Genomic DNA, 11,741 nt, shown 5'->3' on the forward strand with positions numbered 1-11,741 from the left:
CTCCGTCAGGCGGCGAAGTATTTCGCTGCGGAGACGAACTGGTGAACCGCTTCCAGTTCGTCGAGGACCACAAGGACGCCTACGGCGTGAAGCGGTTGTGTGAGGTCATCGAGATCGCCCGGTCCTCGTTCTACGCGTGGCTGGCCGCAGCCCCGGGACGGGCCGCGCGAGCCGCGGACGACGCCCGGTTGGCGGCACGGATCCGGGTGCTGCAGGACCCCGCGCAGGGTGGTGACCGCGCCTACGGGGCACCGAGGATCACTGCCGACCTCAACGACGGCGTCCCCGCCGCCGGGCGGGTGAATCATAAGCGGGTCGCTCGGGTGATGCGGGAACACGCGCTCGCGGGGATCCGACTGCGCCGCCGGGTGAAGACCACGATCCCGGACCAGTCCGGACGGAAGTTCCCCGACCTGATCGGGCGGGACTTCAGCACCGGGGAACCGAACCGCAGGTATGTCGGCGATATCACCTACCTCCCCATCGCGGACGGCAGCAACCTGTATCTGGCGACCTGCATCGACCTCGGGTCGCGCAAGCTCGCCGGCTGGCAGGTCGCCGACCACATGCGCACCGAACTCGTCGAAGGCGCTCTCCGCGGCGCGCACCGCGACCGCGGATCGCTGGCCGGCGCAGTGTTCCACAGCGACCACGGCTCGGTCTACGCGTCGAAAGCCTACGCAGCACTCTGCGAGCAGCTCAAGGTGACCCAGTCCATGGGCGCGGTGGGCACGAGCGCCGACAACTCGCTGGCCGAGAGCTTCAACGCCGCGCTCAAACGCGAGCTCCTCCAAGGCGCGTCGGCGTTCCCCGATCAAGCCACCGCCTACCGGGCCGTGTTCCGGTGGACGAACCGATACAACACGCGCCGACGCCACTCCGCGATCGGCCAGCTCACCCCGAACAGCTACGAGAACACCTACGCGGCCGCGAGATCAGCTACCCTCACGGAAGCGGCATAACCGAAATGACACCGTGTCCACGATCCGGGGTCAAGGCCCCCAAACCGACGACGACCTCCACCCGCGAGAAGTAGCTTCTGCCGAATATGGGTCCCTCGGGCTAAATGATGCTCGCCAGGACATTCAGGCGGAGCTGAGCGAGCACGGCGACCACTAGGTATGCGGCGACCGTCACGAGCGTCATCCACGGCCACAACAACGCACCGACTCGTCTTGCCCTGCGACCAAAGACGCCCTCACGCAGGTTCCGAGCCGTCACGAAGAAGAACAGCGGGAGCGTCGTCAGCCACACAACCAGACACCAGGGACAGAGCGTGCCGAGCACATAGATGCTCTGCCCAATCAGCCACACCACGAACGCAAACGCCCCCGCGACACCGAAATTGAACAGTACCCAGAACCAGCGGGCAAAGTGAGGTACCGCCCACAGTGCGACTCCAATGCACAACACGAGCGCGAATCCGACCAACCCGAGGAACGGATTGGGAACTCCGAAGGCGGCCCCTTGAGCGCTGTCGAGGTTCGCGGAGCATTGCACCAGCACTGAAAAGTCACAACTGAGGTCCGTGTCGGGTTTCGCCAGCTTTTCGATCTTCTCGACGGACAGTGCCATCGATGCCGTCACCCCGATGATGCCACTCAGCATGAGGAACAAGCCGAAGAAGGATTCACGACGCCCGAACTGTGACAACTTTCACCCATCGCGATATGGAAGGAACGGTTTTGGCAATCATACAGCGAAGCGTGTATGTTCATTGGGTGCTGACTATAACCGATCGATTGGACGTGATGAACCGGCTCGGCCGAGCAATGGCCGACCCGACACGTTCACGCATTCTCATGACCCTGCTTGACGGCCCGATCTATCCTGCGGCACTGGCCCGCGATCTGGATCTCAGTCCGTCCAACGTTTCTAACCACCTGACCTGCCTTCGCGACTGCGGCATCGTCGTGGCCGAACCTCAGGGCCGCCGAACGCGGTACGAGGTCGCAGACCCCCGTCTCACCCGTGCGCTTACCGCTCTGCTGGATACGACCTTGGCTGTGGATCACGAAGCGACCTGCATCGACCCTTCCTGCGCTGTTTCGGAATGCACGGCGGAGGTGCACATATGATCCTGCTCTCGATCCTGCAAGCGATCGGCCTGTTCCTTGCCACGAATATCGACGACATCATCGTGCTCTCACTGTTCTTCGCCCGGGGTGCAGGGCAGCGAGGCACGACGGTTCGGATCCTAGTTGGACAGTATCTGGGGTTCGCAGGTATTCTCGGCGCTGCCGTACTCGTAGCCCTCGGCGCCGGAGCGTTCCTGCCTCCTGAGGTCATCCCATACTTCGGCCTGATCCCCTTGGGATTGGGGCTATGGGCGGCCTGGCAGGCGTGGCGTCGGCGGCATGACGATGACGACGATGATGAGGGCAAGATTGAAGGCAGGAAGGTCGCTGTCTGGGCCGTGGCAGGAGTCACCTTCGCCAACGGCGGGGACAACATCGGTGTTTACGTTCCAGTTTTCCTCAGTGTGGGGCCTGCCGCCGTGGTCGCATACTGTGTTGTGTTCCTCGCTCTCGTTGCGGTCCTGGTGTTCGTGGCCAAATTCATCGCCACCAGACGTCGGATCGCGGAAATCCTGGAACGCTGGGAGCACATCCTGTTCCCAATCGTTCTCATCGGCCTGGGCATCTTCATCCTGATCAGCGGCGGGGCATTCGGGCTCTGACGCATGAAGAAGACAAAGCGAACTGGGGTCTCCAAAGCCAGGTTGCGCCTCGGTTTCAGGGGTTCGTGCTCATCCCCGCGAGACCTGGTCACGCGGGGATGAGCACGAACCCGTCTTCTGGTTGTGCCGGGAAACGCCGCAAGTCGACCCGAAAGTCCTGGCCTGGGACTGTGTACTCCGCAGCGGCCAACCGTCCCGCAGCGGAAGCGAGGAGGTCCACCGTCGCCGGTTCACCCGGGCAGCGGTGGCCGTCCTCGTAGAATCCACCGCCTGCGCGTTCCGAAATTGCCCAGATGGTCGAGTTGCAGAGATTCCTTCTGAAGTCAAGAACCGTTCCACCGTGGCACGCAGCGCAGTTGCGGCCAGACCAGGATCAGCGAAAAGCACGCGAGAAGCGCGCAGCACACCCTCTCTTACTTCGTCGGGTGCCTATCTCGGGATCGGCATTATCAGCATCGGCGGATGCAGGTGCGTCACATGTCGGCGACGCTCCAATCTGACGCATAAACGGCGGGCGAAAACGAGGCCACCCAGAGCAGATTGGGTGGGTGATCTCGGTGGAAGATTGGGCGTTGATCAGGCGGCTTGTCGCGGACGGGGTTCCGCGTCGGCAGGTCGCGAGGCAGCTCCGTATCGGTAGGTCCACGGTCGATAGAGCGTTGGCGTCCGAGCGGCCGCCGAAGTATGAGCGGCCGCCGGTGGAGACGTCGTTCACGCCGTTCGAGGCGCGGGTGCGGGCGTTGCTCGTGGAGCATCCGTCTATGCCGGCGACGGTGATCGCGGAGCGCGTCGAGTGGTGCGGGTCGATCACGTGGTTCCGGGAGAACGTGAAGCGGCTGCGGCCGGAGCATCGGCCCGTGGATCCGGCGGATCGGCTGTCGTGGGCGGCGGGTGATGCGGCGCAGTGCGATCTGTGGTTCCCACCCAGGAGGATTCCGCTCGAGGACGGCACGACGGCGCTGTTGCCGGTGTTGGTGATCGTCGCGGCGCACTCGAGGTTCGTGACGGCGCGGATGCTCCCGACCAGGAAGACGGAGGATCTGCTGTTGGGGTCGTGGGAGCTGATTCAGCAGCTCGGCGCGGTCCCGCGGCGGCTGATCTGGGACAACGAGTCCGGCATCGGCCAGCGCGGCCGCCTCGCGCAGGGGGTTGCCGCGTTCGCGGGGACTCTCGCGACGAAGGTCGTGCAGCTGAAGCCGTTCGACCCGGAGTCTAAGGGGATCGTGGAGCGCCGCAACGGCTGGTTCGAGACCTCGTCCATGCCCGGGAGGACGTTCACCTCGTCGGCGGACTTCAACGCCCAGCTGCAGGGCTGGCTGGATAAAGCGAACGCCAGGGTGGTGCGGACGATCAAAGCTCGCCCGGTCGATCTGATCGTCCACGACCGTTCACGGATGCTGCCGCTGCCGCCGATCCCGTTGCAGCTCGGCTGGCGAGAACGAGTGAGGCTCGGGCGGGACTACTACGTCCGCCTCGACGCGAGCGATTACTCCGTCGACCCGGCGGCGATAGGCCGGTTCGTTGACATCGCCGCCGATCTCGACCGTGTTCGGGTGCGCTTGGATGGGCGGCTCGTCGCCGATCACGCCCGGGTCTGGGCGCGCGGTTCCACGATCACCGACCCGGCGCATCTGGAGGCGGCGAAACGGTTGCGGCAGCAGTTCCAGACACCACGACCCGCACCGGTTGATGACCTGGCGCGATCTCGCGGACTACGACCGGGCGTTCGGGATCGAAGGAGTCGCCTGATGGTCACCAAGCAGACCGACGCCGCGAAGCAGATCACCTATCTCGCCGGCGCGCTGAAAGCACCCCGGATCACCGAGGCCGCCACCCGCATGGCTGACCAGGCGAGGGATGCGGGCTGGTCGTTCGAGGACTACCTCGCCGCCGTCCTCGAACGCGAAGTGAGCGCCCGCAACGCTTCCGGCGCGGAGCTGCGGATCAAGGCCGCGGGGTTCCCCGCCCGGAAAACGCTCGAGGACTTCGACTGGGACGCGCAACCCACCATCCGGCAGCAGATCGCCGCACTCGCCTCGGGAGGGTTCCTCCTCGAGGCGCAGAACGTGGTCCTGCTCGGCCCGCCCGGGACCGGGAAGACGCACCTCGCGACCGCGCTCGGGATCGTCGCCGCCCGCCACGGGCACCGGGTGCTGTTCGCGACCGCGACGGACTGGGTCACCCGCCTCACCGATGCGCACCGGCAAGGAAACCTCCCCCGCGAGCTCGCGAGGTTGCGGCGTTACGGGCTGATCATCGTCGACGAAGTCGGCTACCTCCCGTTCGAGCAAGACGCCGCGAACCTGTTCTTCCAGCTCGTGTCCTCACGCTACGAGCACGCGTCGCTGATCCTCACCTCGAACCTGCCGTTCTCCGGCTGGGGAGGCGTCTTCGGCGACCAAGCCGTCGCCGCCGCGATGATCGACCGGATCGTTCACCACGCCGATGTCCTCACCCTCAAAGGCGCCAGCTACAGGCTCCGCGGGCGGGGCATCGACAGCCTCCCCAGCATCAGAACGCAGGATCCGGCAGACTAAGCAAACGACAACGAGGTGGCCCCATTTTCGCCCGTCGCATTGGCCTCATTTTCGACCGTCGTCGACATCACAGTGTAGTACGAGGAATAGGCGATGCCTTGGTACTCGAAATCATCGCGGTTCGACCTGTGGGAGTAGTCCACGCGATAGTCGCCGTGCCGTGCACAGCCTGTCGACACTCGGGATTCTCGCACTGACCGCGGACGACAAACGTGCCGGAAATCCACTCCGGCTCGAACGCAGGGTGGTTGCGCGCGGAAGCTGAATCGTGTCCTTCATCCTCGGTGGGCGCTGAGAATCCGATGTATCCGGTCTGGCACTTGGGGCACGCAGGCCGCGGCCACGGCTGTCCGTCCTCAATCGGGCGAGCGAGCTCGGAAAGTGCGGGGTCCACAGCCATGCTTCCAGCGTAAGCGGGACGCTATGCGGACAGGCGTAGAATGGGAATCGATCGCGGGCGACGGCTCTAGCCTTTGCCGGTCATGCGGGCGGTGGTGTCGAACGCGGCGAGCTCGGCGGGGTGGAGTTGGTGCTGCACGACGAAGGCCCGGTCCTTGATCCGCCAGAGCCCTTGCCCGGTGCCGAGTCCGGGCAGCAGGCGGCGTTCGGTGCCGGTCAGCCCGAGCGCGACGGCGGTGGGGCCGAGCTGATCGGTCTCCTGCCGGTAGACGATCTTCGTCTCCGCGTTTGCCAGCAGGCTGTTCGCCAGCGCCCGGTTCGCCGATCCGGCATCGCCGACGTTCTCCAAGTCGGTGAGCTTGTGGAACACCAAGAGATTGGCCAGCCCGTAGTGCCGGGCGAGACGCCAGTGGGCGTCCATCCTGCGCAGGAGCGCCGGGTGGGACATGAGCCTCCATGCCTCGTCGTAGACGACCCATCTGCGGCCCCCGTTGGGGTCGAGCAGGGCGGCTTCCATCCATGCCGACGAGCAGGTCATCAGCACCGAAATCAACGTGCTGTTCTCGGTGACGCGCGAAAGATCGAGGCTGACCATCGGCAGCGACGGGTCGAACCTGACGGTGCTCGGCCCGTCGAACAGGCCGGCCAGGTCCCCGGCCACCAGGCGGCGCAGCGCGTGGCCGACCTGGCGGCCGTCCTCGGTGAGCCGGCCGTCCGGGTCGTCGGCAGGGTCGGGGCGCAGCAGCCGGTCGACCACCATCGGCAGGATCGGCACGTCCGCGTCGCGGACCGCGCCGGCCAGGGCGGTGTCGATCGCGGTGTGCTCCAACGGCGCCAACCGCCGATCCAGCACCGTCTCCGTCAAGGCTCCGAGCAGATCGCGGCGTCGCGCGGCGAGGGTGGTGGCCCACTCCTGGTCGGACAGGCCGCCGGGCCGGTAGCCCTCATCCAAGGGGTTGAGCCTGTTGCCCATCCCGTGCCCGAGGATGATCGCTTTCCCGCCGACTGCTTCGGCGACGCCGGAGTGCTCGCCTTTGGGGTCGCCGGGGACATAGACGCGGTACCCGAAGGGCAGACTGCGGGTGTAGAGGCTCTTGGCGAGCGACGATTTCCCGGAGCCGACGATCCCCGCCAAGATCAGGTTCGGCGCGGTGATGATGCCCCTGCGGTACAACTCCCACGGGTCGTACACGAACGAGGAGCCGCTGTAGAGGTCTTGGCCGATGAAGATTCCCGCGGCTCCGAGCCCGGCTTCGGCCAGGAACGGGTACTGCCCGGCGAGCACGGCGCTGGTGTCCTGATGCCGGGCCACCCGGAAGCGGCCCGGTGTCCTCAGCGCGGCCGGGCCGGGCTCGCCGGCGGCGGGCAGGTAGACCGTGGCACGGCGTTCAGCCCGTTCGGCGGCGGCCTTGGCCTGGGCCGCTTCCTTCTCGACGTGACGCTGCTCGGCGACGAGGCGGGCGGCGGCTTGCCGCCGCTGCTTGCGCAGCCGGCGCCGCTCCGAGGCAGTGACGAGGACAGCGGTGTGCAGCTTCTCGCCCCGGCTCACAACGACCGCCCCCGCGTCCCGGAGACCCAACCGCCGGCGGGACGGTCGAACCATGACGAGTCCGGCGCCGGGCGAGGCTGCTGTGGCATGTCCGGCTTGGGCTGCGGCGGGCCCTCGATGCCGAGCGGTGCCAGCGCGTCCGCGTTCTGGCGAGCGGCCTCCGCGACCCATCCGGGAAACAGGCACTCATGCTCGGGCCTGCTGCCGGGGTTGTCGATGGCGTACTGGCGGGCGTCGCCGGCCGCTGCCAGGAAGGCGGCGAGGTCGCGCATCGCGCGGTCCGGGGCGACCGGCGCTCCGGCGCCGGTGAACAGGTCCCGGCCGACGAGCGTCTGCCCGGTCGCGGTGTCCTCGATGCGGTAGGCATATCGCTGGTGCTCGCCCAGCGGCGAGTCCGGCCAGACGGTCAAGGTGAGCGTCCCGACGTGCCGGGACATCGAAGCGGTGGGGTCTGCGCTGTTCATGGCGGGCAGGTGCGCGCCGGCACGTCTCCGTGGTGGCTATGTCAGAGCGACAGCCCGCGGGCCTGCTTGACGGCGGCGACGCCGGGATGCTCGAACCAGCCCCCGTCACGGACGGCGCTACGCCGCCCGGCCGTCTCTCGCTCACGGCCTGTCGTCGGGCGGCGGGCCGGGACGTGCGCCCCTGCTTCTTTGTCGATGGCGTCCTCGGCACGGATCAGGTGCCGCCGGTACAGGGCGACGTGCCCGGCCATCGCGTTGTAGGTCATCGCGTAGTCGCCGGTCTCGGCCTGCCGGTCACCGGGATAGACCGGGGCGGTGTCGTGAACGTCGCCGTTCTCCAAGGCGGCGTTCGTGGTCTCCTCGCCGTAGTCCCACGCCGACAGATGCTCGATCCCCGCCTCGACCCCGTGGGCGTCGATGAGGTCGATCACCCGGTCGGTTTCCTCGCCTTGGAGGAACACGACGCCAACCCACCGCTCCACCATCCGGTCCTGCGGGTTCCACACGATCCGGCCCGAGTGGGTCATGGCCGCGCTCAGGCGGTCGTCGGCCTGGTCGATGAGCGTGCCGGCCTGGTGCAGCTCATCCGCTGCGGCCAGCGCCTCGGCCGCACCGCCGCTGTACTCGCGGGACTCGTCGGTGACGTGATGCTGCCGGCTCAGATGGGCGGCGAGCTGGTCGAGCACCTGCCGCAGCGATCGCAGCCCGCCCAACAGCTCACCGATCACCACGTAGGTCTCGGACGGGTCCTCGAAGCTACGGCTGGCGTGAGCCAGACCGCGCAACGCCTCGTAGGCATCGCTGGCATCGCTGGTCGGGTTCGTGTATGTCGGCATCACGGGCCTCCTTCAACGAGGGTGGGATGCCTGCCAGGTGAGCGCGCCGGTCACACCGTGCGGCACAGCGGCAGCGCGGCCGCCGTGAACGCGACGGCTTGCTGGCCGACGAGCCTTCGGGTCTCGCAGGAGGCTTGGATCGAGGCTTGTTCGATCGCGGCGACTGCGGCTTCCAGCTCGTCGACGCTGGGGGCGGAGACGGAGATGAGCCCGGAGACCCGTAGAATCCCGTGGCCGGCGGTCAGGTCGGCTTCCTGCTGGAGAACGTCTTGGTATTCGGCGGTCTGCGCGGCGTCCTCGATCTGCCCGATTCGGGCGCGCTGGGCCGCATCGGAGATGTGTTCGACCTTCTTCTTGCGGATGTCGCGGGCCGCCTGGTCCGAGCGCATCGGGGTGTAGATCAGCGACACAGCCCGTTGGATGCCGGTGGAGAGCAGCACCGGCGCGAGGAACCCCGGATAGACGAGGCTGCGGGGCCACTCCGAGACCCACAGCACGGTGTGCCAGGCGGAGTCGGTGCGCAGGTTGCCCCAGGTCTCGGTGACCGCGACCGGGCCGGCGGCGGCGAGCTCCTGCCCGAGCCGCCCGTGGCGCTCCAAGGTGGCGGCCACGGCCGGGTCATACGCCGAGCGGAGGATGACCGCGACCTGACCGGGGCCGAGCCACCCCGAAGGGGTCAAGTCCGCCGAACGCAGCGCGGCGACCAGCGTCGCCATCTCCTGCCGGAGCACCGCGGCGGCGCCGCGGATGCCGCCGCCGGCGGTCCTGATCTGCCGGGAGGCGACCTTCATGTCCAGGGAGAGGCTGACCGTGGTGGCGTGCCGTTCCCCGGCGGGGCCGGCCCGCTCGATCAGTTCGCGGTAGGTGGTCGCGGCCCAGGAGCCGTCGTCGGTGCCGTGCTCGGCCCACCACTCGGCCAGCCCGCTACCGGAGTCGGGCAGGGTTCGTTCGAGCACTTGCAGGGTCGCGATCCGCCCGGACCGGCAGACCGTGGCGAGCACTCGCCCCCAGGAGGTGACGCGGCGCTCTTGCTCGCCGGGGTCGAGCAGGATGAATGCCGGATGGGTCACTTCCGTCACGACCGTCAAGGTTGCCTGGCGGGGGTCGTGGATCATGCACGCCCCGGTCTCGGGGTCCAGGTGCTCCCGAAGCCGGGCCATGTCACCGGGCAGCGCGAGACTTCCGGCAGGGCGGGGCTTGACGATCCGCCGCCGGTAGAGCAGTTGCCCGCCGGTGGAGCGCCACAGCCACCAGAGCGCGACAGGGAGCCATTCGACCATCGGCCTCCCAGCGATGGGCACCCAGGTCAGCACGACCGCGAGCAGCCAGACCGGGGCGGTGTAGACCAGCAGCATCCCGGCGCCGCCGTAGAACGCGGCCAGCAGCGCCAGGCCGCCGATGCCGAGGGTGATGAGCTGCGCGACCGAGAGGCCGAGCAGCACCCCTCGGCGGGTGAGTCGGCTGAACTTCATCGGCGTCAGCTCGCTACCGGGTGTCTTCTGGTCCGTGGTGGGCATGGGTGGTCACTCCTTGCCCCACGGCGATGCCGTGGGGTTGGACGGCTCCGTGGGCGTCCTCGGCTGCGGCGTGGACGGCGGGGGCGTCTGCGACGGCGGCGGGGTGCCGCCGTTCTGCCCGCCTGCGGCGTCGGCGGCGGTCTCGGCCTGACCGGCCACCGCGTGCCCGGCCTTCGGCCCGGCCTCGGCGGCATCCTTGGCGACCTTCGCTCCGACCACGACGGCTGCCGCCGGTCCCGCGCCCGCGGCGGAGGCGCCGGCTTCGGCGCCCACGGTTTCACCGCCGGCCGCGGCAGGTGCCTGCGCCGGGGCGGGCGACGGCGGAGGCGTGCCACCTGATCCTGCGTCCGACGCGCCGTCATTGGGGTCTTCGAGAACCTTCTTGGGCTCGCCGCCGCCTTGGGGCTTGGAGGGGATCGGGACGGGACGGTTGAGCGCGTTCTTGGCCTCCTGCTCGGTGCCCATCTGCTGGTACAGGTCGAAGCCCACGAACGACACGAAGCGGTAGACCATGTAGGGCGCGAAGGCCGCGATGCCCATGAGCACGATGCCGGTGATCGGTTCGGTGACGGCGGCGATGTCCAGCTCGATCGGGGTGGCGATCTGCGTGATCGCCAGCAAGAAGATGACGACGAGCACGAGCTTGCTGATGATGAGGGCGATCACGAACGCCGCCCATTTCCCGATCCATCCTTTGGTGGCGTCCCAGGACGCGCCGGCGAACGCGATCGGTGCCAGCACCACGCCGACCAGCAGCAGCGCCTTGCGGATCAGCAGGCTGAACCAGACGATCGCGACGGCGGCGATCATCAGCCCGGCCAGGAAGATCGTGACGATCGCGCCGACGCCGGGCGCGGCGATGTTGATGCCGCTGAGCCCGGCGGCGAGCAGGATGATCTTGTCGCCCATCGTCTCGGTGGTCTCGCCGGACGTCTGGATGATGCCGATGCTGAGCTGGTCCACGATTTCCAGTGCGAGCGCGGTCAGCGTGACGACCACGAACGCGCCCAGCACCGATTTCGCCGCGCCGAGCGCGGCTCTGGACAGCGCGGTCGGGTCGCGGCGGATCAGCCCGGTGATGAGTTGCAGGCAGAAGAAGATCCTCCACAAACACCGCAAGATGCTCGGCAATCCCCGGTACGGAGCAGTCGGAACACTGGCAATGCCCTACTTCCTCCTCTTCGAATACCTGGGTCTGCCCCGAGTCTTGTTGACAGTCGGGGGTTGGGGTGATCAGGCCGCTTCTGCGTCTGTGTAGATCATCTCAAACTCGATGGGGGTGAGTTTGCCGAGGCCGCGCTGACGGCGTCGGCGGTTGTACTTCGTCTCGATCCAGGTGACCATCGCGAGGCGAAGATCGGCGCGGGTGTCCCACCGAGTCGTGTTGAGCACGTTCTTCTGGAGCAGGCTGAAGAAGCTCTCCATGCTTGCGTTGTCTCCGGCCCCGTAAGACCTGCCCATGGAGCCGACGAGGCCGTTGTTGCGGAGCAGGTTCTGGGTGCGTTTCGCGCGGAACTGACCGCCCCGGTCGGAGTGGCAGATCGTGCCGTCAGGTGAGCGCAACGCGATCGCGTTGCGCATCGCCGCACGTGCCAGGGAGGACTTCATGCGGGTGTCGATGGAGTAGCCGACGATCTTGTTCGACCAGACGTCCTTGATCGCGCAGATGTAGAGCTTGCCCTCCCTCGCTTGGATTCCAGCGATCGTCGCAACACCGGTGGCGAGGAGCAGCGATGCCGGCACGGAAGTACACGGAGCA

General features: G+C 67.6%; 12 protein-coding genes and 1 pseudogene. 5 read left to right on the forward strand and 8 right to left on the reverse strand.

What is annotated here, in order from left to right; translation table 11 throughout:
• On the forward strand, nt 1-962 hold a 962-nt coding region (locus tag BGN98_RS04700), incomplete at its 5' end, for an IS3 family transposase (RefSeq protein WP_288119901.1).
• A gap of 100 nt (nt 963-1,062) precedes the next feature.
• On the opposite strand, the gene BGN98_RS04705 is transcribed toward BGN98_RS04700, so the two are convergent.
• A complete protein-coding gene (locus BGN98_RS04705) occupies nt 1,063-1,653 on the reverse strand; it encodes a vitamin K epoxide reductase family protein (protein ID WP_036290854.1) in 591 nt (196 codons plus the stop codon).
• A gap of 68 nt (nt 1,654-1,721) precedes the next feature.
• On the opposite strand from BGN98_RS04705, the gene cmtR reads away from it, so the two are divergent.
• The 4 genes and pseudogenes from cmtR to istB all read left to right on the forward strand — a co-directional run bounded on the left by cmtR (nt 1,722) and on the right by istB (nt 5,217).
• On the forward strand, nt 1,722-2,078 hold the full coding sequence (gene cmtR, locus BGN98_RS04710; protein ID WP_026529675.1) for a Cd(II)/Pb(II)-sensing metalloregulatory transcriptional regulator CmtR: 357 nt from the start codon (nt 1,722-1,724) through the stop codon (nt 2,076-2,078).
• Nucleotides 2,075-2,680 (forward strand): cadmium resistance transporter, encoded by a 606-nt coding sequence (locus tag BGN98_RS04715; RefSeq protein WP_026529674.1) that lies wholly within the window; start codon nt 2,075-2,077, stop codon nt 2,678-2,680. Before cmtR ends, BGN98_RS04715 begins: the two co-directional genes overlap by 4 nt.
• 548 nt (nt 2,681-3,228) lie before the next feature.
• A pseudogene (istA, locus tag BGN98_RS04720) lies at nt 3,229-4,429 on the forward strand (IS21 family transposase).
• Complete coding sequence (gene istB, locus BGN98_RS04725) at nt 4,429-5,217, forward strand: IS21-like element helper ATPase IstB (RefSeq protein WP_288119904.1); 789 nt, start codon at nt 4,429-4,431, stop codon at nt 5,215-5,217. Before istA ends, istB begins: the two are co-directional and overlap by 1 nt.
• Nucleotides 5,218-5,284: 67 nt before the next feature.
• Here the strand turns inward: istB and BGN98_RS14805 are convergent, their stop codons facing one another.
• The 7 genes from BGN98_RS14805 to BGN98_RS04755 form a co-directional block, all read right to left on the reverse strand.
• Nucleotides 5,285-5,617 (reverse strand): DUF8608 domain-containing protein, encoded by a 333-nt coding sequence (locus BGN98_RS14805; RefSeq protein ID WP_498043712.1) that lies wholly within the window; start codon nt 5,615-5,617, stop codon nt 5,285-5,287.
• Between the two features lie 66 nt (nt 5,618-5,683).
• Nucleotides 5,684-7,165: a putative type IV secretion/conjugal transfer ATPase gene (locus tag BGN98_RS04730; RefSeq protein ID WP_288119906.1), complete on the reverse strand. Its 1,482-nt coding sequence runs from the start codon at nt 7,163-7,165 to the stop codon at nt 5,684-5,686.
• Nucleotides 7,162-7,629, reverse strand: a complete 468-nt coding sequence (locus BGN98_RS04735) for a hypothetical protein (RefSeq protein ID WP_026529672.1) — start codon at nt 7,627-7,629, stop codon at nt 7,162-7,164. The genes BGN98_RS04730 and BGN98_RS04735 overlap by 4 nt, the downstream gene beginning before the upstream one ends.
• Before the next feature lie 41 nt (nt 7,630-7,670).
• Nucleotides 7,671-8,465, reverse strand: a complete 795-nt coding sequence (locus BGN98_RS04740) for a hypothetical protein (protein WP_036291283.1) — start codon at nt 8,463-8,465, stop codon at nt 7,671-7,673.
• 50 nt (nt 8,466-8,515) lie between these two features.
• A complete protein-coding gene (locus tag BGN98_RS04745; protein WP_026529670.1) occupies nt 8,516-9,982 on the reverse strand; it encodes an SCO6880 family protein in 1,467 nt (488 codons plus the stop codon).
• 6 nt (nt 9,983-9,988) lie between these two features.
• The gene (locus BGN98_RS04750; protein WP_231477296.1) at nt 9,989-11,092 is read right to left on the reverse strand and encodes a TrbL/VirB6 family protein; all 1,104 of its coding nucleotides are present in this window, start codon (nt 11,090-11,092) and stop codon (nt 9,989-9,991) included.
• A 123-nt stretch (nt 11,093-11,215) separates the two neighbouring features.
• On the reverse strand, nt 11,216-11,741 hold a 526-nt coding region (locus BGN98_RS04755), incomplete at its 5' end, for a DDE-type integrase/transposase/recombinase (protein WP_288119912.1).

The organism is Microbacterium sp. 69-7 (assembly GCF_001897985.1).
Taxonomy (GTDB): Bacteria; Actinomycetota; Actinomycetes; order Actinomycetales; family Microbacteriaceae; genus Microbacterium; species Microbacterium laevaniformans.

What these genes read in the sequence shown, in the direction of transcription:
- BGN98_RS04715 (WP_026529674.1), top strand. Translation starts at nt 2,075, where the DNA reads ATGATCCTGCTCTCGATCCTGCAAGCGATCGGCCTGTTCCTTGCCACG.
- BGN98_RS14805 (WP_498043712.1), bottom strand. Translation starts at nt 5,617, where the DNA reads ATGGCTGTGGACCCCGCACTTTCCGAGCTCGCTCGCCCGATTGAGGAC.
- BGN98_RS04740 (WP_036291283.1), bottom strand. Translation starts at nt 8,465, where the DNA reads ATGCCGACATACACGAACCCGACCAGCGATGCCAGCGATGCCTACGAG.
- istB (WP_288119904.1), top strand. Translation starts at nt 4,429, where the DNA reads ATGGTCACCAAGCAGACCGACGCCGCGAAGCAGATCACCTATCTCGCC.
- BGN98_RS04735 (WP_026529672.1), bottom strand. Translation starts at nt 7,629, where the DNA reads ATGAACAGCGCAGACCCCACCGCTTCGATGTCCCGGCACGTCGGGACG.
- BGN98_RS04745 (WP_026529670.1), bottom strand. Translation starts at nt 9,982, where the DNA reads ATGCCCACCACGGACCAGAAGACACCCGGTAGCGAGCTGACGCCGATG.